At 37.0% G+C, this 25,254-nt stretch carries 27 protein-coding genes and 1 tRNA gene; 10 read left to right on the top strand and 18 right to left on the bottom strand.

The features are described 5' to 3' along the window. Nucleotides 1–69 precede the first annotated feature (69 nt). The gene (locus R3X26_RS15685; RefSeq protein WP_317718270.1) at nucleotides 70–1,023 is read right to left on the bottom strand and encodes an OmpA family protein; all 954 of its coding nucleotides are present in this window, start codon (nucleotides 1,021–1,023) and stop codon (nucleotides 70–72) included. A gap of 590 nt (nucleotides 1,024–1,613) precedes the next feature. Between R3X26_RS15685 and R3X26_RS15680 the strand changes: the two genes are divergently transcribed. From R3X26_RS15680 to cobA, 5 genes are all read left to right on the top strand, one after another. Further along, nucleotides 1,614–2,135 carry a DUF2058 domain-containing protein gene (locus R3X26_RS15680; protein WP_317718269.1) on the top strand — a complete coding sequence of 174 codons (522 nt, stop codon included), beginning with the start codon at nucleotides 1,614–1,616 and terminating at the stop codon, nucleotides 2,133–2,135. A gap of 314 nt (nucleotides 2,136–2,449) precedes the next feature. Beyond that, entirely contained in the window at nucleotides 2,450–5,056 is a 2,607-nt protein-coding gene (nirB, locus tag R3X26_RS15675) for a nitrite reductase large subunit NirB (RefSeq protein WP_317718268.1), read from the top strand. Nucleotides 5,057–5,058: 2 nt separating this feature from the next. Next, on the top strand, nucleotides 5,059–5,382 hold the full coding sequence (gene nirD, locus R3X26_RS15670) for a nitrite reductase small subunit NirD (RefSeq protein ID WP_317718267.1): 324 nt from the start codon (nucleotides 5,059–5,061) through the stop codon (nucleotides 5,380–5,382). 162 nt (nucleotides 5,383–5,544) lie between these two features. Further along, a complete protein-coding gene (nirC, locus tag R3X26_RS15665) occupies nucleotides 5,545–6,354 on the top strand; it encodes a nitrite transporter NirC (protein WP_317718265.1) in 810 nt (269 codons plus the stop codon). 112 nt (nucleotides 6,355–6,466) lie between these two features. Next, a complete protein-coding gene (cobA, locus tag R3X26_RS15660; RefSeq protein ID WP_317718264.1) occupies nucleotides 6,467–7,225 on the top strand; it encodes a uroporphyrinogen-III C-methyltransferase in 759 nt (252 codons plus the stop codon). A gap of 21 nt (nucleotides 7,226–7,246) precedes the next feature. Here the strand turns inward: cobA and R3X26_RS15655 are convergent, their stop codons facing one another. The 6 genes from R3X26_RS15655 to R3X26_RS15630 form a co-directional block, all read right to left on the bottom strand. Then, entirely contained in the window at nucleotides 7,247–7,882 is a 636-nt protein-coding gene (locus R3X26_RS15655; RefSeq protein WP_317718263.1) for a hypothetical protein, read from the bottom strand. After that, complete coding sequence (locus R3X26_RS15650) at nucleotides 7,879–8,976, bottom strand: class I SAM-dependent DNA methyltransferase (protein ID WP_317718262.1); 1,098 nt, start codon at nucleotides 8,974–8,976, stop codon at nucleotides 7,879–7,881. The genes R3X26_RS15655 and R3X26_RS15650 overlap by 4 nt, the downstream gene beginning before the upstream one ends. 152 nt (nucleotides 8,977–9,128) lie before the next feature. Next, nucleotides 9,129–10,151: an AI-2E family transporter gene (locus R3X26_RS15645; protein ID WP_317718261.1), complete on the bottom strand. Its 1,023-nt coding sequence runs from the start codon at nucleotides 10,149–10,151 to the stop codon at nucleotides 9,129–9,131. An 84-nt stretch (nucleotides 10,152–10,235) separates the two neighbouring features. Then, nucleotides 10,236–10,484: a hypothetical protein gene (locus R3X26_RS15640; protein WP_317718260.1), complete on the bottom strand. Its 249-nt coding sequence runs from the start codon at nucleotides 10,482–10,484 to the stop codon at nucleotides 10,236–10,238. Then, complete coding sequence (locus R3X26_RS15635; RefSeq protein ID WP_317718259.1) at nucleotides 10,468–10,968, bottom strand: hypothetical protein; 501 nt, start codon at nucleotides 10,966–10,968, stop codon at nucleotides 10,468–10,470. Before R3X26_RS15635 ends, R3X26_RS15640 begins: the two co-directional genes overlap by 17 nt. 48 nt (nucleotides 10,969–11,016) lie before the next feature. After that, entirely contained in the window at nucleotides 11,017–11,265 is a 249-nt protein-coding gene (locus R3X26_RS15630) for a hypothetical protein (RefSeq protein ID WP_317718258.1), read from the bottom strand. A 413-nt stretch (nucleotides 11,266–11,678) separates the two neighbouring features. On the opposite strand from R3X26_RS15630, the gene R3X26_RS15625 reads away from it, so the two are divergent. Continuing rightward, the gene (locus R3X26_RS15625) at nucleotides 11,679–12,092 is read left to right on the top strand and encodes a hypothetical protein (protein WP_317718257.1); all 414 of its coding nucleotides are present in this window, start codon (nucleotides 11,679–11,681) and stop codon (nucleotides 12,090–12,092) included. Nucleotides 12,093–12,159: 67 nt separating this feature from the next. Here R3X26_RS15625 and R3X26_RS15620 read toward each other — a convergent pair whose 3' ends face one another. The 6 genes from R3X26_RS15620 to R3X26_RS15595 all read right to left on the bottom strand — a co-directional run bounded on the left by R3X26_RS15620 (nucleotide 12,160) and on the right by R3X26_RS15595 (nucleotide 16,396). Beyond that, entirely contained in the window at nucleotides 12,160–13,068 is a 909-nt protein-coding gene (locus R3X26_RS15620; RefSeq protein ID WP_317718256.1) for a mechanosensitive ion channel family protein, read from the bottom strand. A 69-nt stretch (nucleotides 13,069–13,137) separates the two neighbouring features. Continuing rightward, nucleotides 13,138–14,751: a diacylglycerol kinase family protein gene (locus R3X26_RS15615; protein ID WP_317718255.1), complete on the bottom strand. Its 1,614-nt coding sequence runs from the start codon at nucleotides 14,749–14,751 to the stop codon at nucleotides 13,138–13,140. Between the two features lie 127 nt (nucleotides 14,752–14,878). Next, nucleotides 14,879–15,307 (bottom strand): hemerythrin domain-containing protein, encoded by a 429-nt coding sequence (locus R3X26_RS15610; protein ID WP_317718254.1) that lies wholly within the window; start codon nucleotides 15,305–15,307, stop codon nucleotides 14,879–14,881. Between the two features lie 87 nt (nucleotides 15,308–15,394). Then, a complete protein-coding gene (locus R3X26_RS15605; RefSeq protein ID WP_317718253.1) occupies nucleotides 15,395–15,592 on the bottom strand; it encodes a hypothetical protein in 198 nt (65 codons plus the stop codon). A gap of 8 nt (nucleotides 15,593–15,600) precedes the next feature. Continuing rightward, entirely contained in the window at nucleotides 15,601–15,771 is a 171-nt protein-coding gene (locus tag R3X26_RS15600) for a DUF1328 domain-containing protein (protein ID WP_317718252.1), read from the bottom strand. A gap of 76 nt (nucleotides 15,772–15,847) precedes the next feature. Then, nucleotides 15,848–16,396: a BON domain-containing protein gene (locus R3X26_RS15595; RefSeq protein ID WP_317718251.1), complete on the bottom strand. Its 549-nt coding sequence runs from the start codon at nucleotides 16,394–16,396 to the stop codon at nucleotides 15,848–15,850. Nucleotides 16,397–16,767: 371 nt separating this feature from the next. On the opposite strand from R3X26_RS15595, the gene R3X26_RS15590 reads away from it, so the two are divergent. Next, nucleotides 16,768–18,108 carry a sigma-54 dependent transcriptional regulator gene (locus R3X26_RS15590; RefSeq protein WP_317718250.1) on the top strand — a complete coding sequence of 447 codons (1,341 nt, stop codon included), beginning with the start codon at nucleotides 16,768–16,770 and terminating at the stop codon, nucleotides 18,106–18,108. Nucleotides 18,109–18,279: 171 nt separating this feature from the next. Here R3X26_RS15590 and R3X26_RS15585 read toward each other — a convergent pair whose 3' ends face one another. Beyond that, a complete protein-coding gene (locus R3X26_RS15585; RefSeq protein ID WP_317718249.1) occupies nucleotides 18,280–19,407 on the bottom strand; it encodes a zinc-binding dehydrogenase in 1,128 nt (375 codons plus the stop codon). Between the two features lie 232 nt (nucleotides 19,408–19,639). On the opposite strand from R3X26_RS15585, the gene R3X26_RS15580 reads away from it, so the two are divergent. After that, a complete protein-coding gene (locus tag R3X26_RS15580) occupies nucleotides 19,640–20,539 on the top strand; it encodes a LysR family transcriptional regulator (protein ID WP_317718248.1) in 900 nt (299 codons plus the stop codon). Between the two features lie 164 nt (nucleotides 20,540–20,703). Here the strand turns inward: R3X26_RS15580 and R3X26_RS15575 are convergent, their stop codons facing one another. Continuing rightward, entirely contained in the window at nucleotides 20,704–21,318 is a 615-nt protein-coding gene (locus R3X26_RS15575) for a hypothetical protein (RefSeq protein WP_317718247.1), read from the bottom strand. 476 nt (nucleotides 21,319–21,794) lie between these two features. Between R3X26_RS15575 and R3X26_RS15570 the strand changes: the two genes are divergently transcribed. Continuing rightward, entirely contained in the window at nucleotides 21,795–22,202 is a 408-nt protein-coding gene (locus tag R3X26_RS15570) for a GFA family protein (protein WP_317718246.1), read from the top strand. A gap of 111 nt (nucleotides 22,203–22,313) precedes the next feature. Here R3X26_RS15570 and R3X26_RS15565 read toward each other — a convergent pair. The 3 genes from R3X26_RS15565 to R3X26_RS15555 form a co-directional block, all read right to left on the bottom strand. Further along, a tRNA-Leu gene (locus R3X26_RS15565) sits at nucleotides 22,314–22,398 on the bottom strand. 187 nt (nucleotides 22,399–22,585) lie between these two features. Then, nucleotides 22,586–23,005, bottom strand: a complete 420-nt coding sequence (locus R3X26_RS15560; protein WP_317718245.1) for a hypothetical protein — start codon at nucleotides 23,003–23,005, stop codon at nucleotides 22,586–22,588. Further along, on the bottom strand, nucleotides 23,005–24,465 hold the full coding sequence (locus tag R3X26_RS15555) for a methyl-accepting chemotaxis protein (RefSeq protein ID WP_317718244.1): 1,461 nt from the start codon (nucleotides 24,463–24,465) through the stop codon (nucleotides 23,005–23,007). Before R3X26_RS15555 ends, R3X26_RS15560 begins: the two co-directional genes overlap by 1 nt. A gap of 305 nt (nucleotides 24,466–24,770) precedes the next feature. On the opposite strand from R3X26_RS15555, the gene R3X26_RS15550 reads away from it, so the two are divergent. Further along, nucleotides 24,771–25,244: an RDD family protein gene (locus R3X26_RS15550; RefSeq protein WP_317718243.1), complete on the top strand. Its 474-nt coding sequence runs from the start codon at nucleotides 24,771–24,773 to the stop codon at nucleotides 25,242–25,244. The last annotated feature ends 10 nt before the right edge of the window (nucleotides 25,245–25,254 follow it).

Raw genomic sequence — 25,254 nt, 5'->3', positions numbered from 1 at the left:
AAGCAAAGGCTCAGTCTTCTTTATCAATAAAGTCAATAGTTAAAGATAATAACTTAAAACTTCAATTAACTACTCAGTGATTTCAAATTGGTCGACGATAACTTCAACACGACGGTTTTCCATACGGCCTTCGGCAGTATCATTTGAAGCTTTAGGTTCGGCTTCGCCCATACCAGAAACAGTAACGCGTGACTCTTCAATCCCTTGCGAATACAAGTAGTCAGCTACAACACCAGCACGTTTTTCGGACAATACTTGGTTGTATTCTTCTGAGCCTACTGAATCAGTGTGACCAATAATGCTAACATTAGCTTGTGGATATTTTTTCATAACACTTACTAACCAATCAAAGTACTGCTCACTATTATCAGCTAATTTAGCACTATCATTATCAAATAACTCTACGCCAAACTCTTGAAATAATTTTGGTTGAGGTGCTGGTTCTTCAACAACTGCAACTGGCTCAGCAACAACTGGTGCAGGTTCTTCAACAATCATTGGTGTTGGCTCTTCGCTTGCGCCAAACTTATAAGTCAAGCCCAAAAATAAAGAATTAACATTCAAGTTATCTACAATACCTGCAGTGATATTGTTAAGTCGTTGGTATTCAAATCGACCGAAAACATTGTCAGAAAATCCGTATTCAGCACCAACAGCAGTTAACATTACAGTGTCATTCACATCACCATAATCAATTCTTGCTGTACCAATTTTACCGAACAAATCTAGATCCCCAACAGGAATCATAAGTTTAGGAGCAACCGTAAATGCTTTCATTGGCTTATCGATTTCAGTAGCAAAATCACCTAAATAGTCAAATCCTACTTCGAAACCAAACATATCGGTAAAGTCATATCCACCGTATACACCACCAGCAAAATGATCATCACTACATGACTTATCGGTAGGACAAGAACCTTCTAACCAAGAATGACCTAATTTAGCACCAACATAAGGTTCTGCTTGAGCAAACTGTGGTGAAAGTACCAATAAAGTTGATGCAAGTAGTACTGACTTATTCATAACTATTCCTTTTAAATTTTTTGTTTGTGCATTTATATTTCTACACTCAAGTATAGGCTACTCATATTAATAAAAAGTATCCATAAGTGTTTCAACTATATGCTAATTTAACACATAATTTCACTCTTTCGTCTCAATTTCGAGAAAGAAAAACAAAATTTACCATTTGGCGATATAGCCACGGAACTTTTTTACTAACTTAATACTTAAAATAGTTTAATTTAGTTAAATTTTCTGATGATTTCCTTAATCATTGCTTTGGTACCATCACTTTGAGTTGGTTTGCCATATAGATGATTCATTACTTTCGATCCCCCCCACTTAACACTCTTAAGTAAAATGAGATTCAAATATAATAAGCATTATTTAAATCTACATTGCCCACTATAACTCGGTTAACAATTTGAGCTGAAACGGTCGTGTTAATTCAACTAATTTTTGAAAAGACGGCAAGGGGCGGTAGAATCCCACAATGGGAATTTTTATCAATATCATCAAGCAATGTTAGAATATTTAAATTTGCTAATTGATTATGGCTGGTAATTGCAGCAATAAATGAGAAAATAGCCAAAAACTAACTTGGAATAACAATGGCAAAATTAAGCTTACAAGACCAGTTGCTAAAAGCTGGATTAGTCAATGAGAAAAAACTAAAAAAGGCCCAAAAGGGCTCGAAAAAATCAAGGGTTCAAGCTCGTGAAGCAAAAGCTGCAGTAGAAGAGCAGAAGCAGGTTCAACGGCAACGGGATAAAGAACTCAGTGAACAAAGGGCACAGCAACAACTCAGTAAAGAGATGAAAGCACAAGTCAAACAGCTTATCGAAATGAATCAAGTTGATTTAGCGCATGGAGAAATAAAATACAACTTTACTGATGGAACCCTTGTTAAATCTGTTTATGTAACTGCCGAAATAAGAGCTCAATTGATTAGCGGTGTTTTATCTATAGCGAAATCCGCCAATAGCTACGCAGTGATCCCATCTTCGGTTGCTTATAAAATTGCAGAAAGAGATGCTGAAGCCGTTATAGAAAATAAATCTTCTTCCGAAGAATCACTCGCAGAAGACGATCCCTATGCTGAATTTGTCATACCAGATGATCTTATGTGGTAACAATCAAAATAGTATTTCCATTGAAAAGGCAACTAACTGTTTGCCTTTTCTTTTTTCAACTTAGTGAAAAATAACACAAAATACCGCACCCCATCCTGTAACATTACAATCGCAAACTTTCCATTCTGTAATTTTACAACCAAATAATTAATTTTATTAGTCATACAAATAGCTGATTTTACTCAACTTTACGCTTAACCTCTCATTCATACCACTTTAGGATAGTTTGATTTCGTAATTGATTTACATCATTTTTAAATTTTATTTCATGGCCAACAATACGCTCAAGCTAAAATAAAACCTTAGGAAACCAAATGAGCAAGTTGAAGCTAGTTGTCATCGGCAATGGCATGGTTGGCCATCGATATATCGAAGATTTAATTGATAAAACAAATGCATCAGAGTTTGATATTACTGTTTTTTGTGAAGAGCCTAGAGTTGCGTATGACCGAGTTCATCTTTCTTCTTATTTTTCACACCATACCGCAGACGAGCTATCACTGGTTAAAGAAGGCTTTTACCAAAAACACAATATTACGGTTTTAATCGGTGAACGAGCGATCAACGTCAGTCGAGAGAACCAAACGGTATATTCAAGCTCTGGTCGAGAAATTCAATACGACAAACTCGTATTGGCAACCGGTTCTTATCCTTTTGTACCGCCAATCAAAGGTAACGATAATAAAGATTGTTTTGTTTATAGAACTATTGAAGATTTAAAAGCCATTGAAAATTGCGCAAGTAAAAGCAAAAACGGTGTTGTTATCGGGGGTGGTTTACTTGGTTTAGAAGCGGCAGGTGCGTTAAAAGCATTAGGTGTTGAAACTCATGTCGTAGAATTTGCACCAGTATTAATGGCTGAACAACTCGATCCTCAAGGTGGCAATCAGTTACGCAGTAAAATTGAACGTATGGGTGTAAAAGTCCACACCAACAAAAATACACTTGAGATCCTTCCTACAGGGAAAAGTGCCCGTAACACAATGAAATTTGCTGATGATACGGAGCTTGAAATCGACTTTATTGTCTTTTCTGCGGGCATTCGCCCACAAGACAAATTGGCACGACAGATGGAACTGGATATCGCATCACGTGGTGGCGTTGCTATTAACAATTATTGTCAAACCTCTGATCATAATATTTATGCTATCGGCGAGTGTGCATCATGGAATGGGACGTTCTTTGGCCTAGTTGCTCCCGGCTATAAAATGGCAACAGTCGCCGTTGACCACTTAATTAACAGTCAAAGCAATTTAGCCAGTAACGAAAACGAAATAAACCCTGAAAGCCAATTTGAAGGCGCTGACATGAGCGCAAAACTTAAACTGTTAGGCGTAAAAGTTGGGTCTATTGGCGATGCCAATGGTCGTACTCCAGGATGCAAAAGCTATGTCTATCAAAATGAAGAACAAGATATCTATAAACGTATTATCGTTTCCGAGGATGGTAAGCAGCTTTTAGGTGCAGTTTTAGTTGGTGATACTTCGGATTATGGTGATTTATTACAATTAAAACTCAACGCGATTGATCTTCCTGAGCATCCAGATAGCCTAATCTTACCTGCACACGCAGGCGCAGAAAAACCAACACTTGGTGCAGATTCATTACCTGAAACAGCCGTAATTTGTTCATGTTTTGACGTCACCAAAGCAAAAATATCACAAGCGGTCGCCGACGGTCACCATACTCTGGCAGATATTAAAGCCGTCACGGGCGCTGGTACTGGCTGTGGTGGTTGTATACCTTTAGTTACTTCGGTACTGAATGCAGAATTGGTCAAATCAGGCGTAGAAGTCACTAACAACATTTGCGAGCACTTTGCTTATTCTCGTCAAGAGTTACTCCATTTAATCCGTATTGAAGAAATAAAAACCTTCGATGAACTGATTAAAAAGTACGGAACAGGTTACGGTTGTGAGGTTTGTAAACCATTGGTGGGTTCTATCCTAGCCTCTTGTTGGGGAGAGCATATTCTCAAGCCACAGCACGTAAAACTGCATGACACAAACGATAACTTTCTTGGCAATATCCAAAAAGATGGAACCTACTCTGTTATCCCACGTATGGCAGGAGGTGAAGTTACACCAAAAGCCTTAGCCGCCCTAGCCGCAGTGGCACAAGAATATAACCTTTATACCAAAATAACCGGGGCACAAAGAGTCGGCTTATTTGGTGCGCAAAAAGATGATCTACCAACGATTTGGGGCAAATTAATTCAAGCAGGATTCGAAACTGGTCAAGCCTACGCTAAAGCATTGCGTATGGCCAAAACCTGTGTTGGCTCAACATGGTGTCGCTACGGTGTGCAAGATTCTGTTGGCTTAGGCTCTTATTTGGAGAATCGATATAAAGGTATTCGTACTCCGCACAAAATGAAATTTGGTGTGTCGGGTTGTACTCGCGAATGTGCAGAAGCACAAGGTAAAGACCTTGGTATTATTGCAACGGATGCCGGATGGAATATGTATGTTTGTGGCAATGGCGGAATGAAACCACGTCATGGTGATTTACTAGCAACAGATTTAGACAAAGAAACACTCACCAAGTACATCGACCGTTTTATGATGTTCTACATTCGTACAGCCGCGCCACTTCAAAGAACCTCTGTCTGGTTAGAAAACATGGAAGGTGGCATCGATTATTTACGTGATGTCATTGTCAATGACAAACTTGGTCTCAATGATCAGCTAGAAACACACATTGCTAATCTGATTGAACAGTATGCTTGTGAATGGACAGAAACTATCAATGACCAATCTCAACCAAATCCAACACAACGCTTTGCTCACTTTATTAATAGCGACAAACGAGATGACAATGTGGTGTTTGTACCTGAGCGTGACCAACATAGACCTGCAACCTTGGCTGAGAAAAAACCTTATGCCAAAGGCAACATTCTACATGTAGAGCTGGAGAAATAATTATGTCTTATCAACAAGTCTGTGACATCAATGACATCATCCCGGGAACAGGTGTATGTGCACTTATCGATGACCAACAAATCGCCATTTTCCGACCAACTGAAGCGGAAGAAGTTTTCGCCATCAGTAATACCGACCCATTTCTGCAATCGAATGTACTTTCGAGAGGCTTAGTCGCTGAGCATAATGGTGAACTTTGGGTAGCAAGTCCGCTTAAAAAGCAACGTTTCAATCTAAAAACGGGAGCGTGTATGGAAGATGAACGCTTTAATATCAAAGCTTACAAAGCTCGCGTAGCAACCGGTATTGTAGAAATTTCTGGCTAGAGTCGTCTTTTTATTTACCTAAAAATTCGAAGATAACCCAATTGACCAGTTCTAGTCTAAATAGCTAAGAAGTGCGAGATTAAATAGCTAAGAGGTTTCTCCAATGTATTTGGATATTAGGAGCCTCTCTCTATTTGATTTTAAATTTAAAGGAAAGACCAAATGTACGCAGAACCGATAAAAAAATGTGGTGACAACGCACTACGCATTAAAAATTTACTAAAAGACAATCCGTTAGGGTTTTGGATTAGCTCTGCAATGGCAGGAGCTTATGTTGGACTAGGTATTATATTAATTTTTACTTTGGGAAATTTAGTCGAACCATCAATACGTCCATTAGTCATGGGGTCATTTTTTGGTATTGCTCTTACTCTAGTGATTATGGCGGGTTCTGAACTATACACTGGACACACTATGTTTCTGGCTTTTGGTGCTAAAACTGGACAAATAACCTGGACTGATAATGCTACTATTTTACCGATGACTTGGTTAGGGAATTTAATCGGCTCTGTTTTTGTTGCTTGGTTATATCTCTATGCTGGCGGTGGTAAATTGCTACCTGATGCAACAAGTTTAATTCATAAAGTCGCTTTGGCCAAAACGACTGCACCAGCAATGATACTGTTTTTCAAAGGTATTTTATGTAACTGGCTAGTATGTTTGGCTATTTGGATGTGCCAACGTGAAACTGGCGCAGGTCGTTTTATCGCAATTTGGTGGTGTTTAGTTGCGTTTATCGCCTCTGGCTACGAGCATTCCATTGCTAATATGACCATATTTGCTCTTTCATGGTTTGGTCATTCTGCCGAAGGCTATTCAATGTCAGGTATCGGACACAACTTATTGTGGGTATCTTTAGGTAATGCGGTATCTGGTGCTGTCTTTATGGGCTTGGGTTATTGGTATTCGACACCTAAAGCTGAACGCCCAGTGAAAGAGGCGCAAGTGGATTACCAACACGCTCAATCGTAATAAATTAACGCTATTATATAATAGATTAACGCTATAAAATGCCTTATCTGTAAGAGCAGATACACTTTAAGGGTTCTGCTCTTAAGCACATTACACGAAAACAGGTAATTCGATGGTATCTCAATTTAACGCATCAGGAATTAATGGACTAGTATCATTAGTTGGTGCTGGTCCTGGCGATCCAGATTTATTAACGGTTAAAGGTCTAAAAGTCATTCAAACGGCAGATGTGGTTGTTTATGATCGGTTGGTCTCTAGCGATATTCTTTCGCTAGCCAGCGATAATGCAGAAATGATTTACGTCGGAAAGAAACTGGATTTTCACTGTGTTCCTCAAGACGAGATCAATCAACTACTAGTGACAAAAGCTCAAGAAGGGAAACACGTGGTAAGGCTAAAAGGAGGGGATCCTTTTATCTTTGGTCGTGGAGGAGAAGAGTTAGAAACACTGGCCGAAAATGATGTAGCTTACCAAGTGGTACCGGGAATTACAGCCGCAGCGGGAGCAACAGCTTATGCCGGCATCCCATTGACACATCGAGACCATGCTCAAAGTATTCAATTTGTAACCGGCCACCTAAAACAAAATGGTCAGGATATCGATTGGCCTTCACTCGCTCAAACTAACCATACATTAGTTTTTTATATGGGTTTGAAACAGTGCAAAAACATCCAAACTCGGCTTATCACACATGGTTTATCAAGCGAAACCTCTTGTGCCATTATTGAAAACGGCACTAGAGATACACAAAAAGTGTACACTGGAACGTTAGAGAACTTACCTCAATTAGCGGAAAAAGCTCAAAGCCCTGCGCTTATAATCATTGGTTCGGTAACACAACTGCATGAGAAACTTGCTTGGTTTAGTTAATTAACCCATTTAACTAATTAACTAATTAACTAGGTTTCGCATTGTCATCTGCGAATCTACACTAGTATTTATGCACGTTACCACTTTATCATTCAACTGCTGTTTATTGTCGATATAATATGTAGGGATTTTCAAGCTCATTAATAAATCATCTCCAAAACGGGGATGATGTCCACCTACTGTCGCATCAGTAAAAATTTTCTGCACTGACTCACTCAGTAACCATGGTACTAAAAAAGCAATCTCATCCCCTTTAACTTTAGGTTTTAATATATAAAACTCCGTTGAACAATACAGAGTATCAACGTCCAATCGTTGCTTTATACCATGTGGAATATAGGTTACTTGCATCAAATAAGAACGCAGTCTAGAGACTAGTACCACGCCTTCTTCTACCCTTTTTTTATAACTCTTACTTGTTTTACTGGTTGCAAATAAAAAAGGAGAAATATGCAGTAAACCTTTATCGGCGCATGAGGTATCTAATACTAAGCTTCGTTGTAAATCAGGTTTGCTGCCTTTTTTAACCAAACTAGCTATCTCTATTAATTCAGTCCCTTGCAAGCTCTCTGTTGCTGTTTTTTTTGAATACCAATACTCGGGAGACAAGTAGAAATGCTTACCTAAATCAGCACAATTAATCAGAGACTTCTTCATTTTTCCTCCCAAAGAGGAATGATATCGTCCCCAATTTCGCCTAAATCTTGCTGAATATTATCGTCTACCACAATAAACTCCCCAGAAGCATTTTTTCCAGACTGAGAAGAGACATAAAAAGCGATGGTGTTTTGAGTGCTTTCTAATTTTTGTGCAAAAATCACTGCCGCTTTTTGGCTGGTATAAGGTTTGAAGGTATTCGCGTCCAAACTCACCACCGCTTTGACCGCTAGATGGGATAAAAGCCATTGTCTAACATAGCTAAATCGTGATGAAGAAACTTTATTGTCTGGTAAAATAATCGCTAATTTCCCATTAGGCTTTAACAGATGGACACATCGCTCTAAAAACAGCACATCTCTTTCTACTCGCCCTTTAGACATAGCGGCCAATTCATAACTTTTAACATAACGGCTGTCTGTTACATCACCGGCAAAAGGTGGATTAGCAACAATCACATCATAGCGAGCCGTAATGTCATGATGGTTTTTTTCTAATGAATCCAGCTGAGTAATATATAGAGCATTGTCACATAACAAATACGACATCAAATTAGATACTTTTACTGCGCGTGAGGAGATATCATAGCCAAAAAATGTTCCTACTCCATCGAGATAATCATAACTCGATTTCAAAAAAGAACCGCTGCCACAAGCAGGATCACACACCGAACTTCCTTTACTAATATTTAACGATTGAATGCAGAAATCGACCACATTACGTGGCGTAAAATATTGCCCTTTATTCGACTTGTACTTATGTGATGTTAATTGTTCAAATACCGCGTCAAATGTATAGTAATCGAGTCGATTGGTGTCTTCATCACTTAACACTTGCCAGCAATCATCGAATACATCATGGCCCATTACGAATAAGACCGAGCCTTCTACAAAACCCGAAACCTTATTTTCATTCGCTTGTAGTAGCTGATTGGCATGAGAAAAATCAACCCACTTATTAGAACAAATACTTTTTATAAACAATATCTTAATAATTTCATATAAATCGTCTGCGCCACTTCGAGACATAATGAGCTCTTGGCAGCGAGATATTTTGGAAACAAAACTGATATTAATAGCATGACGTTTAGCCATTGCTCTAATTCCTGACAATTTGAATTGAGAACATTCTAAACGTTAGAACATAGTGGTCAATTGAATAGTCTCAATCTTCATCGACTAACACTATATTTTCAAAAGCTATATTTGAAAAAGCTATATTTTCAAAGGCTGTATTTTCAAAGTCTCTATTTACGAAAATAAGCTAATTGTTCGAACAGTACATTAATACACACTAACAATGGGACACCAATTAACATCCCCATCGCTCCCCATAACCAACCCCAGAAGACTAACCAGATAAATAAAATCAATGGGTTTAGGCTAAAACGCTTACCCAATAATATTGGTGTCACCATCTGGCTTTCAATTAAGTTTATAGCTAAAAAAATTGCCGCAACAGTTAGCGCGTAACTCAATGACTCAAACTGTAAAAATGAAACTAACGCAAAACATGTCACTGAAACCATAGGGCCAAGATATGGAATATAGTTCATCAAGCCTGCGAAAGCGCCCCACAAGAAAGGATCTTTGAGTCCCATTGCATAGAAAACACACCCAACAATAAACCCAAGTGCTATGTTAATTAGAGTAATCGAGCCGAGATACCGAGAAAGGTCTTTTTGCACGACTTTTACCAACTCAACCGCTTTTCGTTTATCTGAAAAATGCGTACATAACGTCAATGCTCGTGCGTATATTTGTCTGCCATAATTCATCATGAAATAAGCCATAAACAACGCTATCATCATCTGAGAAACAATAGTTGGGGTAGTAGTAAGTACTGACTTTACTATTGAAAATGCGGTATTATTTGTTAAGCCGTCGTTTGAAACCGAACTATTCACAAGTAGACTAGAGGCTGAATCTTCATTGCTATTTTGGGTAACTTCGTTTACTTCATTAGAAACGTTTTCTAAAAACAGAGGGAGTTTAGACCACCATTGTTGTGCTGGTTCACTCAAAATATTTAAACCAATTCCTATAACTGCCACCAAACCAAATAAAACTGCAATAACATTGATCATTCTAGGAATACCAAAGCGAACTAAATAGTTAACTAACGGGCCACATAATAAGGCAATAAAAGCCCCTACTATAATAGGTAGCAAAAGTGGTTTAGCGACATATAACGCCGTCACCAATATCATCAATATAGACGCTATCATGAATAGTGAACTGAGAGCACGGTGGTAAGACTTATTCATCATTGACGTTCCTAAAAATATGGCGTTCCTAAAAAGGATCAGAAGTATAGTTATCTATGAGCAGTGAATTTTGAATGATGTAACGATTTAATTTTTTGTACTGTTTTTTAACTCGCTATTTTTTAATGCGCCGTTTTTAAGTGTGTTAGCAACCAAACTAATATGGTTAAGATTAATCAGAGATCCATTGAGTCGTTTAGTGTGACGACATACCATTCCACCTAATAACGCAATAGCCAATACATGTAATGGGTGTTTTTCAAAGTATGTTTTTCCTTTGAAGGCTACCAGACCAAGACAAAGAGCAACTTGTCTTGCTCTACTCTTTCCCTCCAACCTTTTCCTTAGGACTTTTTTTCGACGCGAACTGAGCGAGAACATCTATCCCCTCCTCAACCTGTTGTTTAGTATGATGAAAGCCAATGAATTGTATAACGTATTTTTGAAATAACACTAGGCCCACAAGAATGAGACCTAGTGATAAAATAAATCCACCGTAACTCACGGCAAGGTTAGAAGTGAAGGAGTAAATCACTACTCCAACACCGACCGAAGCACTAAATAAAAACATCATGAATAAACTAATGAAGATAAGCTGACAAGCAACCGCTCTTTTACAAGCGGCAACGCTGTTACTTAACTCTAAAAAAAACAGCTCGATCGTTGATTTAGACCATTGTTTAGAATGAACCTGTAACTTGAGCAATTCTTGCCAAAGTCCATCTAATTCCGCAACTGAGCGATTGAAATCATCCATCACTTTGTCATGCTGCTTGTCATTAACGGTTGCTGAACAATCATTCGTTTTATCTGTCGTCATGATGGTTGTCTCTTAGTTACCGGTTTTGGTAGACGTCATTGTTTACGACTATTTAATTAGTTTTGAAACAGCCCAGCCGGCTAAAAATGCACAGCCAACACTAAGCAAAGGACGTTCTTTAATTAAGTTCTCTGCTTGCTGAGTTACATTTTTGACACTTTCTGAACTTGCTTCTAATTTTTCTTGTACTTGCTCTTTAATATTTTCTACCGTTTCTGCCGTAGCTTCTTCTGCTTTTTCATAAGCGTCTTCTGCTTTTTTCTTCGCTGTTGATTGTTGAGTATTTGACCTAGGCATAACACTTCTCCTTTTGCAGTTAATATAAATTTAATATTCTTAATTTAATAACCAAATAATAAAAATGAATATTATTTATTAAACTCTCCATTATATATAAGCGAAGTTCGTGCCAAGTTATCACATGGTCTAAAAAACACCAAAAATCAGTAAAAACAAAAGAATTCCAGGAACAAAAAACAACTTAACGACAACTTAACGACAACTTACTATGTAATATTTTCAAACTTACCAATGTAAAAATGTATTTTTTACATTAAATTAAAACCAAATATAAACATAAAGCTATAACTCGTTGTTTAAATAAAAACAAAACTGGCACAAAAGGTGCTTTTATATAAAAGATAGTAACTAGGTTTAGTAATCAAGTACGGATAGAAAATATCAAACATGCTTAGAGAAGGAGTAATAATATGTTACTAAAAAAGAGGAATGACTCACCTGAAAAAATTCACTATAAAGGTGTTGGTGATGTTTTAATTAAGCTGAAAAGACATTATATCTCATGCATCAATTTAATCGAAAATCGAAGCAATGGAAATTTATTTAGAGCAGCAAGTCGATTCATGAAGATAGAGCATTCAATGATTGATGAAATTATTCGCACATTCAATATTAAAGAGACCAATATAAATTCAACGCACGTGATAGAAGAGGCCCCACCTGTAATATTAAATTATAATGATATGTATACAAGCAATCTCAACCTGATAGGCTTTCTTAAAAACACAATCAAAACATTTAACAACCAACATATGTCTTCATTTTTATCTTATTGGGTCGCCGCTTTACAAGTTGAAAATGACGAAATAGCAAAACACTTATAAACCAAAAAACGTCAAGCTTTTACACTTGACGTTTTTCATTTATCCAGAGAAGACTAACCCGCAACGCCTAATCAGATGAATGATTAAGGCAACTAGATAACGTTTTGCCACCTTTCGCCGCAAAATCTAATGTTCGTATAGGGAATGGTATAGTAATACCTGCTTCAGAAAGGCTATTATGAATGGTAATGATACCATCATGTTGTACATCCATATAACCAAACTCACCTGGATATTCTATCCAAAACCAAACTAATAAATTAATACTACTATCTGCAAAACTGGATGCATAAACCGCAGTATCTTGTTTATTAACAATATATGGTTTTTTATTCAGTGCTTCCGTTATCACTTCAGCTGCTTTTTGTGGACTATCGGCATAAGAAATACCAACTGGAATTTCAATTTTTCTGACACCTTTACGGCTATAGTTAGTCAAAATATTACGAAATACCATCTTATTCGGAATCATCACATGTTGACCGGAAAAGGTTTCTACTAAGGTATTACGTAAATTAATTTTAACTATCGTCCCCATAACATCATTCGATTGTATAATATCGCCAATCTTAAACGGTTTACGAATGCTCATGGTTATCCCAGATATCAAGTTCTCTGTCATATCTTGAAAAGCAAAACCAATAGCGAGGCCAAGAATACCGGCACCAGCAAGTAATGAAGTAACGGTCCCTTGTAAACCAATAAAATCTAGCGCAACAAAAAAACCGATTGCAACAATGGCTGCTTTAACAATGGATGACAGTAAATTATTCACTTGGTTAGAATCAACGACTTTATTACTCAAATTATTGAACACTTTACCGCCTAAATTAGCGATAAAAATGAAAAAAATAAGCGTAATAATAGCAACAATAAGATTTGGTATTAATTTTATTGCTTCAACTAACCAGGTTTCTAATTTCCCTTCTATTAATTGCGTGAACTTTTCAAGATCGAAAGAAATATCCAATTTCATTTCTACCCTCTCTTTTATATAAATTTTATTTTTCTACTCTCAGTTTCATCTAAATAAACATATGAATGATTAAGCAACACATACTGTTAAGGCTTGCTGCTGAATAGTAATGTTCAGTGAATCAGCCGAATAAGGTTCACCATCAATGACATAATCGATAGGTTGATCTGAATCGATAGTTACTTGTTCTGCTGAGAGATAATCAAAATGGTCAGCCTGTTCTTTTGCACCAAAACTTGTGAACAGAATGTCGGACAAAGCCAGCACTCTATCCCCTAATGAATCAGTATTTTCCAAATAGGTCACGTGTAACCGACCATCATCAGGCTCAGGCGTATTTCCACCTTGAGCAAGAACGGTACTAAAAGGAGAGGTATTAGCGATAACTAAACTTTGTAAATCATAATCTTGAGCGGGTTTTCCATTAACAGATAACTGAAAATGCTGAGATTTTCCATCCGCCACCGCATTGAAAAAACCGGTTAAATAGGCGAATTGTCCCATTGAATTTTTTTGTTCTCGATGAGCATAATCGATCATCTGTTCCTCAAAGCCGATACCTAAAACAAGTAATATTAATTTGTCATTACAGTAGGCTACATCGATTTTTTTGGTATTTCCGGAAAGAATGGCTTCACAAGCTTTCTCTACTGGCGTTAATTTAGTTGCAAATCCGTATAGCACGTGACATAGCGCATTTGCTGTACCTAAAGGGATAATACCTAACTTAATATCGGTTGTTATTATTTGTTGCGCAACTTCGCTAACCGTTCCATCACCACCCGATACAATAATCTGAGTTGGATTTTTCTTCATCGCCTGTTTCGCTAACGTCGTGGCAGATACATCTTCACTTGTAAGCAAAATATCAAGATTATATTTCCGAGTTAATTGCCTGATCACGTCCTGTTCATTTTTTTGCCACTTTCCGCCACCAGAAACTGGATTAACAATCAAACTACTTTTAGATTGAAATCCGAGCTTCCCTTTCTCGCTAATGGCACGCAATGTTTCTAACTGGAGGTTATTTAGCCTAGCGGTACTTCGTACATCATTAATTTTCTTTAATGCCTGATCAACAGTTAGTGACGTATCTTTGGCAAGCAAATAAGCTGCCACGACAAATACAGAACGACCACGACCTAACGCACAGTGAACGACCACCGATTTTGATTGATTGATTTGGGTATCAATCCAATTCAACATATGTTTTAAGTGATGTGCTTTAGGAACTTTATGATCTAAAACGGGAATATTGAAATAATGAAATTTTTCATCTGCCATGGCACTTTCTAGCCCAGCAAACTCAGCGGTAACATCGACTATGCAATTAATATTTTGAGAATCAAGAAAGGCTAAATCAGATGGAAATAAACGCCGAGAAACATACAAGTTATCCGCTATTTTTTGTATAGGTTCAACTTTGTCTCTTTTTATTGCCTTGGCATTATATAATTTAGCACCAAGAAAAAAAGGAATAAATGCCCAGCGAATCCACCAAGATATTTTACCATCACTGCTTTTTCTGAATATTGAGGGTATATCAAAAATATAAGCAGCACTGACTACTGACATAGATAATGAACACCATAAAAATAACATACTTAATAAAAAATAAGGGCTAAGTATTGCTACAACACAACAAACAACAGCGATAAATATATAATATTTAATAATAAACATAATATTTCTCTATGCATTAATTAAAGGGAGCATTTACGCTCCCCTAAATTTATCTACCTCAAACTAGCGATTCACTGTTTAATACAACACACTTACAGCTAGATGTGGATGGTAAATAAATAAGAAACTAAGCCATCTCTGCTTCATATCGTCGAGCTAACTTTTCTTTCTGTTCATTATCTAAAACCTTTCCTGCCGTTTGAAAGAAACGCTGCTCTTCTTCCTCTAAATGATGATCCACTTTATGCTGCAAAGTTTTCATCAATGTGAGCCAAGCAGGCGAAGACATTTCAGTGTCATCAAGCTGAGCAATCACTTTGTCAATAACGTGATGCTCTGCAATACCATGTCGGGTCAGATCAATTGCTCGATCACTTGCAATGAGCGGTGCGTAAAAATGACGTTCTTCGGCCGCGGCATGATGAGTTAACTCTTGTTTAAGACTAGTATAAAACTCTCGTCTTGCCTGAGTATCTCCCGAGGTTTTCAGTAGTGCATCCATAAGTAACCTTTGTTTCTCATGGCTATCTTTAAGTACATCAAATATATTTTTCATTTCTACTTCCTACCTTATCTGGTCATCGTAAAATCTAAATTAACGTCTTATCAATCAAGCTGTTCTAATTGTATTTCAGTTTGATATCTAACAGTCTTGATCTTCTGCGCCCAATTCTTCTTTTACGTTTTCGCAGCTATCTTCAATTGCATTACCTGCATCTTGTGCAAATTCATCTACTTCTTCGCCTGCTTTTTCCATTGAGCCTTCCCCACTACACGCCGCAAGGGCAAAGACAAGACCAATAACAGTCAAAAAACGATACGTGATTAATTTGATATTCATATTTTCTCCTAGCGTTTATTCTTATTTATTAACATCATCACCATCGATATAACTAATGAGATAGCAAAGATATAAAATATTATTTTAGCTACAGTCGCTGCTGCACCTGCAATACCACCAAAGCCAAACAAAGCGGCAACTATTGCAACAACAAAAAATATTAAAGCCCAACGAATCATAATTTCATCTCGCTTATTTAATTAATGTAATAATTTTATTTATGCTAAATAACGATTCTAATAATCAATAAAGATATTAATAAGTCACTTTTATTTTATCGATTACATTATTAACATCTGAAGTGTTTTTCGCGATAGCTAAGGCGAGTTCATGCTCACTATTAGATGTTACCGTACCTTTTAATACGACGGTTTGATCCTTTGTTTCTACATCAATGTCAGTACCATTCACTTCAGAATTCATTAATAATCGAGTTTTAACGACTGTGGTAATTTTGGTATCGGTTAAAACATCCATGACTTCTTGTTCTTGTTGTTCATTTTTATTGATTACTGTTAATTGGTTATCAACTGATTTTACGTCATCTAAACTTGATACTAATTCCTGCGCTAGAGCTTTTTCTGTATTATTGTCAACCGATCCAGTTAAAGTAATAACTTGGTCTTCAACAACTGTATTGATATCAAAAGAATTTAAACTTGAATTCAACAATAAAGTGGTTTCTGCTTTTCCATCTATCCATGCATCCAACGTATCTTCTTTCCACATGCTGTCTGCGACAACAGTAGAAGATGCAGTTGTAACTAGAGTAATAAGAGCAACTTTACTTAAGATGTGTTTCATTATTTTTCTCCTTTTATTAATACAACACTTATAAGATAGCAACCAACGTGCCAAAAATTTAAGCTACTGTTTTAATTGAAAATAAAACAAAATAAGAACCAATATAATTTATTACTCATCTTAGAGTGTGTATAAATTACATAGGTAGATTGTAAAATTTATTACCCAGAGAAAAATATATTCATTAGCAATACTGAGTCACTATAAAAATAACAATCAGTAGTTCATTATTTCATCACTATTTTATGGGAACATTTATATTTTAAATATTTTAGTCATATTGCGTCATCACTAAATGATAGATTTGTATTTGAAAGGCTTCGTGCTATTCTCGATTCGGTTTATTTTCATATAATTAAGAGAGTTTAATCATGTCATTGCCGACACTGTTTATAGAATTAGTAGATGAGTCTCTGTTGGCTCAGATCAACTCTCTGAATGAGTTAAAAAATTTCCAAACTGTTCACAGTACAACAAAAGAGCATTGGATTGATAAACTAGAAAAACTCCAGCCAAATGCAGCCATAATTGAAGTATCTCATTTTACTAACCAAGATTTTACTCGACTATCTAATACAACTGAATTAGATGACATGGATTTGGTGATCATTAGTTCCGGAAAGCCCAATGAAAATCTAGATATGATGATGAATCATGGCGCTATTTTTCACTACCGAACGCCTGTCGATATGCCAATTTTAGAAGATACTCTGGCTGATTTTAGTCAGTACTTCCTACAAAAACAGGAAACGGGTCGCAAAGTATCAACTAGTGATCTTGATCAGTTTGGTATGTTGGTTGGATCATCCAGACCAATGCATAAACTGTATCGGGTATTAAGAAGAGTCGCCAAAACAGAAGCAAACGTGTTAATTGTTGGAGAAAGTGGAGCAGGAAAAGAACTTGTAGCCCAAACCATTCATCTTGCTAGTGATAGAAAAAACCAACCTTTTATCGCCATCAACTGTGGAGCGATCAGCCCAGAATTAGTCGATAGTGAATTGTTTGGTCATGAAAAAGGCGCGTTTACTGGCGCGAACAGAGCTCACCAAGGGGTATTTAAGCAAGCAGAAGGCGGCACTCTATTTCTAGATGAAATCACCGAAATGCCGCTCGAACATCAAGTCAAATTATTGCGAGTATTAGAAACCGGTGAATATAGGCCCGTTGGCAGTAACGCTCTCAATATGGCCAATACTCGCATTATCGCTGCCACAAACCGAGATCCACAAATTGCTATTGAAGAACAATTCTTAAGAGAAGATCTGTATTTTAGATTGGCACACTTTCCTATCCTTATTCCACCGTTACGTGAAAGAAGCGATGATATCGTTGGTTTAGCTAAGCACTTTATTGCTCATCGCAACGCTAATGAAGCATCGGCAAAAAACATTCTTAACTCTGCCTTACAAAAAATAGCCAATCATTCATGGCCAGGCAACGTAAGAGAATTAAAGCACTGTATTGAAAGAGCTTTTATATTGGCCGATGAAACAATCAAAGATGAGCACTTGATTTTTGATACTCCACCACTAGAAACTGGCACAAGTGTAGAAGACATGGTTCCTGCTGGCGTATCGTTAGAAAAGATAGAAAGAGCAGCTATTATAAATACGCTAGAAGAAAACGAAGGCAATAAAACAGAGACCGCTCAAGACTTAGGGATAAGTGTAAAAACGCTTTATAATAAATTAGATAAATACCAAGAATAGTGTTGTGCAGTAACATCTTATCTGATTGATATTATTACCATAATAATTCACTTGTTCAATAGAAAGACTGTACAAGAAGAAAAAGTAGCTTTGCTGTTTATTCGGCTTCGCTACTTTTTATCGTTCTAAAATCATCTCACGTCACTGTCAAAGCAATAACTTCCAAGATAATCACTTTTGAGGAGTAATAAGATATTTTTCACCAGTAGCCTGTTTAGAATAGGCTGCTATCGATTTTAACTGCAACGCTTCGGTTAATGACACTTCATGAGTGTAGTGACTAGCAAATGTTGTACTGATTTCTTCCGCAATACGTTTACGCATCGCAACAACCGTTTCAGTGCCTAATTTTCCTAGTGCATTAAATAACAAAAATCCGTTTATGCCCCATGCAAAACCAAAGTTACGATGTAAAGTAATTGGACCACGGTCTAATGCGCCATAAATATAAACTTGTTTGTACGTATCAGAGCCATACACGCTGTGCTCTTTCAAATCGCGTGCTGCAGCAACTTCCATACAATTTAAAATATCGCTGGTTAATTGCCCACCACCAATAGGATCAAACGCTATGGTTGCTCCCGTTTCAGTAATTGCGGCCGTTAAATCAGCAAGAAAAGTATCACTACTAGAATTAACAACGTATTTAGCGCCCATCTCGCGCAGCAAAGTTTCTTGTTCTGGCTTACGTACAATGTTAATTAAATCCACACCATCAGCAAGACAGATACGATTGAGCATTTGACCTAGGTTAGAAGCAGCAGCAGCATGAATGAGTGCTTTGTGCCCCTCTGCGCGCATGGTTTCAACCATAGCAAGTGCAGTTAGTGGATTAACAAAAGAAGAAGCGCCTTCTTTAGCAGTTGTTCCTTCTTTTAACTCTAAGCAACTTTGTACATTCGCGCAAATATATTGACGATACGTTCCACCACCAATAACGGCAACCATCTTACCTATTAACGCTTGTGCTGCAGGTGATGAACCCGCTGCAACCACAGTGCCTGCTCCTTCATTACCCACAGGCGTTGCTTTATCTACTCGCGCTTTTACTGACGACATCAACTGAGCTGGAACATCAGCAGTGATAACAGGGCTTTTATCTGAGCCAGACTGCTTTGCTGTTGTCATATCTGCTACACCGAACAACACTGCCAAATCAGACGGATTTAATGGCGCAGCTTCAATACGAATCACCACTTCATCGGCAGAAGGTTGCGGCATCGGAATATCTTGCAAAGCCAATGTTAATGTATTGTCTTGATTAATGGTTGAAATCAGTTGGGTATTTGTGTCTGTCATCTGGATTTTCTCCTGAAAATAATTCAATTTTTAAATCAATCGCCTTATTGTCTCATTCTGTTGCCATCGAACTTTTGTTTTATCTAAGCTCAATTTTTACTAAGGCTAAGCATGTTTGCCACATTATTACTTGTTTCAATCTAATGATATATAAAGCAGAATGTGAATCACTATTGCCTTTTAGACAATAATAAGACGAGTTACATCAATATTCATAAAATGGAGATGCTCATTGGATCAACTACGTGCAATACGATATTTTAGCAAAGTCGTCGAAACAGGCAGTTTTACCAAAGCGGCAAACACTTTTAACGTACCGCCATCATCATTATCAAGACGGATTGCTGATTTAGAAAAAAGTTTAGGAGCGACGTTATTAAAACGTTCAACGCGAATAGTCAAACTAACCGAAGTAGGACAAATTTATTATAACGACGTCCAACAAATATTAAATCAATTAGAACAAAGCCATGAAACGGTTCGCAGTTATCAAACTACGCCTATGGGCCGTTTACGTATCAGTTCTATGGTCGATTTTGGTAGTAAGATATTGCTGCCTTTATTAGATGAATTCAGCGCTTTGTATCCTCAAATCATTTTAGATGTTAATTTAAATGACGAATTATCAACATTAGGGCGTGATGATGTCGATATTGCTATTCGCGGAGGGTATGCACCTAATGAACGTGTGCTAGCAATAAGATTAATGGATAATGGTTTTATTCCTGTGGCTTCGAAAAGTTATCTTCAGAAACATGGCATACCGAGTAATCCGATGGAGTTAAAACAGCATAATGGTTTGTATTTTAATACGCCAACAGGACCAACTCCGTGGTTATGTAATATGAATGGTCAATGGCATGACGTATCAGGACCTGCGTTAGTCATTTCAAATCACGGGCAATGGCTCATACAAAAAGCCTGCGATGGCGAAGGTATTTTAATGTCAACTCGATGGGCACTAAGTTCGTATCTTGAATCTGGTCAATTACAAGAACTCCAATTCGAACATGAGTTAGCGATAAGTCAAAATGCTGATATGGCGGTCTATTTACTCTATCAAAAACAGCGCTACTTAGTGCCAAAAGTAAAAGCAGCCATAGACTTTTTAGTTGAAAGACTAAAAGATTAATTAATTGAACAGACGGAAAATAACAGATTTAGAGGTAAAAAATAACTTTCACAAGCGTCTCTTTTATCTTTGTGCGTAATGCGGACAATGGAGCTAGGTAATACTAAACACCAAGTGGGTATGAAATTATACCCACTGTTAAAATATATTACTTTAACTGTTACTTAAAAAAGGTAACTCACACCCGCACCGAACATTAATGATGTTTCATCAATATCTAAGTCGCCATAATAAGTTCCAGTATCTATTGGACTCCATATACGATATTGCAGATCTACACCGCCATAAATTTTTATAGAGCTTGCTGGATAAAAAGCCAAACCAGCACCAATTTTACCACCAAATGCGTTTGCCGTATCGTCAGTATAAGCCGTTTCATCTATTTCCATAAACCCAAGACCAAGCGATCCTCGAATATAAGGCGAAATATTATTTTCTTGTGGAAATTCTTTAAACAAACCTATGCTAAAATAGTGCAAAGCATTATTTTCATAATCATAAATACCTTCATCAAAGTTTTCATTTCGATATTCAAAGTAGGTAGTTAAAGTTTTTGAACTACCTGTTTTAAAGCCAAATTGAAGGGCGAAACCTTTACTATCTATATCTATATCTTCCGAGTACCCTGCCAATGTCCCAGTAAATTCATTACTAGCACTAAATAACTCAATACCAACACTCATTTTTTTAGAGAAATAGGTATCTTCACTAACCGCTTCCTGCGCCGATGCAAAAAAAGAGGCTCCAACTAAAGCCACTGACACTAAGGTGTATTTCATTATCATAACCCTTTTGTTTATTATTAATCTCAATCAAACCAAAAGAGATGATCTAAATCAAACCAAGTGCATCAGGTTGCATTTAGTTTGAAATGTAACTGCTATTTTTATCAACATGACAAATATACTAGAACTAAGTGATGTAGAACTTAAACAAGCTTTCATTCAACGCTAAGAGTTTGTTTACAATGTATCAATATAAACTAAAGGGTTTATGATTTTAGGCCGTGTTAATATTTAATTTTTTCAATAAATTGGATATTTTTTCGATTTGCATACTCCCTTTGTTCTACAAGTTTCCTCTCTTATTCAAAACTAACAATTTAGTTATATTTCTGTTACCTTCAATTGAGTGGATAAAATAGTAGCACAAGCTATGGCAGTGTTCGCAGTTATGCTTATCAATTACAGTGTATTTTAAATAGTATGTAGTGATACTAATATCCAACAATGAACCCTCAATTTAAAGGTAAAAAATGAAGAAAGAAATAACAGGTGGATGTTGTTGTGGAAACGTATCTTTCAAGATTAAAGACGACTTTAAGAATTTCTTCTTTTGTCATTGTGAGCAGTGCAGAAAATTAACCGGTTCAGCTCATGCGGCCAATTTATTTACTGCCCCCGCTAATATTGAATGGATAAAAGGAGAAGATAAAACAAAACGCTATGATCATCCAACTCGATCTTTTTCAAAAGTATTCTGTACTGATTGTGGTTCAGGTTTGCCATATTTATCACAAAATGGCACATCCTTAATTGTTCCTGCAGGCTCAATAAATGAGGAGCCAAGTAAATCATTAGATGCTCAAATTTTCTGCTCAGAACAAACCGAATGGCATAAAGTTGGAGTAAACACTCAGAAAGTGGCTAATTTCCCAGAATAATCCGACATATGATTAAGGGAAAGTAAACTTCGAACCTTTACTGTCAATTATTCAATAATATTTGATATATAGATCAAAAAAGGACGCCCTAGGACGTCCTTTTTTTCAATATGGTACCGGTGGGCGGACTTGAACCGCCACGCCCGAAGGCAACGGATTTTGAATCCGTCGTGTATACCAATTTCACCACACCGGCATCTTGGGCTAAACCCTTAATGTGTTGAGCATTATACGGATGAAACTAAGTGGTGCAAGAATAAAAATCGTATTTGTGCTTTAGTTGTTGATAAATTAACCACAGTAACGGTTAACAAGCTAAATTATAGTCACCTCTGATTAAACTTTACCTAGCTCAAAAAATCTTTATGGGCAAAGGTAAAATATTATTTAATCAATATCCCAGTTTGTCGCGCCTCATCAATAACAACAATATTCATCAATGGATTACCGCAATATGGAATTAGAGCCTGTCTAATATCCGACCCTCTTATCTCTCTTTGACTACGTATAGTACCAAACTGGCCATCATCAGAAGTAATTAGTATTTCAGTTGCTACCGAGTGATCATCATATAACAACCTAAATGAGGTTCGCTCTAAAATACCAAAGCGACCTGTTAAAAATTGGAGTTGGTAACTATCTACTGTGCACTTGTCATCGATGGTTTCACACTCAATCACACGATACAGTTCTTCAGTTTCGTTAACGAACTCCATTTTCTTATCTAGCTTTAAAAAGTCAGGTATAAAATACCCAACGACACTTGCCAAAAACAAAACCCCAACAATACGGATTACTTTCATTATAGAACGAACCGGTCGCTCACTTTGGTTAACTTATCGATACAAACGACTAATTCATTAATCGATGATTTCTGATCCTCCGATTTTCTTGCAATAACGCTAGAAGAAGTATTTACATCAGACATATTCTTGTTAATTTGCTCAAGCGCACTATTCTGTTCTGTAACAGAAGAAGCCACTAAATGCATCTCATCGTTAACCGTTGTTATGTTGCTTGAAATCTGTTCTGTTACTTGAATAATGCTATCCACCGCCTCAGACACATTATCTGAAAAACTCATCGTATTTGAGATATTATCGGTTGATAACCTTATGTTTTTATCCAAAATAGACAGTGATTTATTGATTTCATCTACACTCGAACTGGTGCGATTGGCAAGTTGCCTTACTTCATCAGCTACGACCGCAAACCCTCTTCCTGCTTCCCCTGCTCGTGCAGCTTCAATCGAAGCATTTAATGCTAATAAATTAGTTTGCTCGGAAATGCCGGTGATCGTTTCAAGAATATGATGAATATTTTCGGTATCTTTAACTAAATTCTCAACATTTTCACGAGTATCAGTGACCACTCCTCGTAAATCACTGAGTGTGGCCTGGCAAGTGGATGTGCGACTCAAGGCGTCGTGACTAAGCTGATTAGCTTGTTGAGTACTGTCATTGCACCTTTGTGTTGTATTAGAAATCGTATTAAATGAACTACCCAATTGCTCTATTGCAGCAGCAACCATTTCTGAATTTAGAGAATTATGAGAAATTTCTCCATCGACAATTTTTAAGTTAGCAACAAAATTTTCAGAAACGGTATCTAATTCTGAAATGGCGCTTTTTTGCACTGCTGCAGTATTTTGTAATTGCAAAATAATTTGATTAAAACGAACAAAATACTCATCGTCCTCTCTAAGCTCTACCGCCAGATTTAATTTTTCATTTTGTACTATTTTATCGACTAAGCCATTCACATAGTTCATTCGCTTCAAGCCTTTTTCCAAAATAACGCAGCCATACATTAACGCTGATGCTTGAAGGATCGCGTATAAACAATGTTCAATAACCAGAACATAACTGCTGTTTGGGGGGAAAATAAATACAGGTACACCGGAAGATTGCATCCAGAAAAATAGAATATGGTGCAATGCAGCGGCAATTAAACAGTGCAAAACCATTAACCAATCGTTATACAATGTTATGAGCCCTAGCATAATGAACACTTCAAAATGAAGCATAATGTCCCCATAGGCTTGATGAATATGCAGAGCAACAAAACCGTATAATAGATAAGGGATCACGAATCGAAATCCACGATTATTTAGTAAAACGGTCATCGTCACTAAAATAATTCCGGCAATTAAATCTGCTGTCGCATATCCATAACGCATAAAGTACACAATCGTTAGCAGAACCATAGGAACGCCAATAACATAGGTTTTTTGTTTAAATGTAACGTCTTTATCGAATTTCATTTGATTACACACTCTTAATTTAAAAATATTTTTCTAGTTATCATCACGACAATTCATAGAAAAGAGGCGACGTTCGCACCTTATGAAGTTCTTCTATGTCTGTTATCTGTTATTTACAATAGGGGGGCTAAACTTTGCCCCAAAATACAATGAATAATATAAGCATAGAACTTACATCGGACGTTAGACGGATTTCTTTAGTAACAACTCAATATTTTGCAAACAATGTCTCTTTTCAAATTGATTTCTTATCTATATGCTGACTCTCTTGTACCCTGACTTAATATTCCAATTAATAAATTCAAATGACAAATAAACAAATGTTACCACCTGCGTCTATCGTTAGACGATTTGCCGCCCTGCTGTATGACGGTTTAATTATTATTGCTCTTGAAATGCTTGCAGCAGGTCTGATCATAGCCATACTCGAAGCGTTAGTCGCAGCAGGGTTGATGCATTACGGTTCTTATCAAGATGCAAGCGATTTGTTAACAACACACCCTGTTTGGAGTTATATTTTTACCGCTTATTTAGGCTTGATTTGGATTGGGTTTTTTACCTATTTTTGGACCAAAGCAGGACAAACTATTGGTATGCGTGCATGGAAAATGAGGGTACAAAACGCCGATGGAAGCTTGATTTCTATTCCTCAAGCATTGATTAGGATAGGCACCTCAGGATTTGGAGTGGCCAATCTATTGGTTCCTTTTAATTCGAAAAAACGCGGCTTACACGATATGTTGGCAAAAACCGATGTCGTTGTATTGCCAAGGGTATAACTGCCTTGCT

This window comes from Vibrio sp. TH_r3 (genome assembly GCF_033101115.1).
In the GTDB taxonomy this organism is placed as follows: domain Bacteria; phylum Pseudomonadota; class Gammaproteobacteria; order Enterobacterales; family Vibrionaceae; genus Vibrio.
The sequence above is the reverse complement of the archived record's forward strand: the minus strand, read 5'-3'. Positions and strand labels throughout refer to the sequence as shown.

Coding starts and splice junctions, on each gene's coding strand:
- R3X26_RS15575 (WP_317718247.1), bottom strand. CDS start 21,318: ATGAAATACACCTTAGTGTCAGTGGCTTTAGTTGGAGCCTCTTTTTTT.
- R3X26_RS15555 (WP_317718244.1), bottom strand. CDS start 24,465: ATGAAATTCGATAAAGACGTTACATTTAAACAAAAAACCTATGTTATT.
- cobA (WP_317718264.1), top strand. CDS start 6,467: ATGGTATCTCAATTTAACGCATCAGGAATTAATGGACTAGTATCATTA.
- R3X26_RS15610 (WP_317718254.1), bottom strand. CDS start 15,307: ATGAAAAATATATTTGATGTACTTAAAGATAGCCATGAGAAACAAAGG.
- R3X26_RS15630 (WP_317718258.1), bottom strand. CDS start 11,265: ATGCCTAGGTCAAATACTCAACAATCAACAGCGAAGAAAAAAGCAGAA.
- R3X26_RS15635 (WP_317718259.1), bottom strand. CDS start 10,968: ATGACGACAGATAAAACGAATGATTGTTCAGCAACCGTTAATGACAAG.
- R3X26_RS15605 (WP_317718253.1), bottom strand. CDS start 15,592: ATGAATATCAAATTAATCACGTATCGTTTTTTGACTGTTATTGGTCTT.
- R3X26_RS15590 (WP_317718250.1), top strand. CDS start 16,768: ATGTCATTGCCGACACTGTTTATAGAATTAGTAGATGAGTCTCTGTTG.
- R3X26_RS15625 (WP_317718257.1), top strand. CDS start 11,679: ATGTTACTAAAAAAGAGGAATGACTCACCTGAAAAAATTCACTATAAA.
- R3X26_RS15650 (WP_317718262.1), bottom strand. CDS start 8,976: ATGGCTAAACGTCATGCTATTAATATCAGTTTTGTTTCCAAAATATCT.
- R3X26_RS15645 (WP_317718261.1), bottom strand. CDS start 10,151: ATGATGAATAAGTCTTACCACCGTGCTCTCAGTTCACTATTCATGATA.
- nirC (WP_317718265.1), top strand. CDS start 5,545: ATGTACGCAGAACCGATAAAAAAATGTGGTGACAACGCACTACGCATT.
- R3X26_RS15600 (WP_317718252.1), bottom strand. CDS start 15,771: ATGATTCGTTGGGCTTTAATATTTTTTGTTGTTGCAATAGTTGCCGCT.
- nirB (WP_317718268.1), top strand. CDS start 2,450: ATGAGCAAGTTGAAGCTAGTTGTCATCGGCAATGGCATGGTTGGCCAT.
- R3X26_RS15655 (WP_317718263.1), bottom strand. CDS start 7,882: ATGAAGAAGTCTCTGATTAATTGTGCTGATTTAGGTAAGCATTTCTAC.
- R3X26_RS15615 (WP_317718255.1), bottom strand. CDS start 14,751: ATGTTTATTATTAAATATTATATATTTATCGCTGTTGTTTGTTGTGTT.
- R3X26_RS15595 (WP_317718251.1), bottom strand. CDS start 16,396: ATGAAACACATCTTAAGTAAAGTTGCTCTTATTACTCTAGTTACAACT.
- R3X26_RS15680 (WP_317718269.1), top strand. CDS start 1,614: ATGGCAAAATTAAGCTTACAAGACCAGTTGCTAAAAGCTGGATTAGTC.
- R3X26_RS15685 (WP_317718270.1), bottom strand. CDS start 1,023: ATGAATAAGTCAGTACTACTTGCATCAACTTTATTGGTACTTTCACCA.
- R3X26_RS15585 (WP_317718249.1), bottom strand. CDS start 19,407: ATGACAGACACAAATACCCAACTGATTTCAACCATTAATCAAGACAAT.
- R3X26_RS15570 (WP_317718246.1), top strand. CDS start 21,795: ATGAAGAAAGAAATAACAGGTGGATGTTGTTGTGGAAACGTATCTTTC.
- nirD (WP_317718267.1), top strand. CDS start 5,059: ATGTCTTATCAACAAGTCTGTGACATCAATGACATCATCCCGGGAACA.
- R3X26_RS15560 (WP_317718245.1), bottom strand. CDS start 23,005: ATGAAAGTAATCCGTATTGTTGGGGTTTTGTTTTTGGCAAGTGTCGTT.
- R3X26_RS15550 (WP_317718243.1), top strand. CDS start 24,771: ATGACAAATAAACAAATGTTACCACCTGCGTCTATCGTTAGACGATTT.
- R3X26_RS15620 (WP_317718256.1), bottom strand. CDS start 13,068: ATGAAATTGGATATTTCTTTCGATCTTGAAAAGTTCACGCAATTAATA.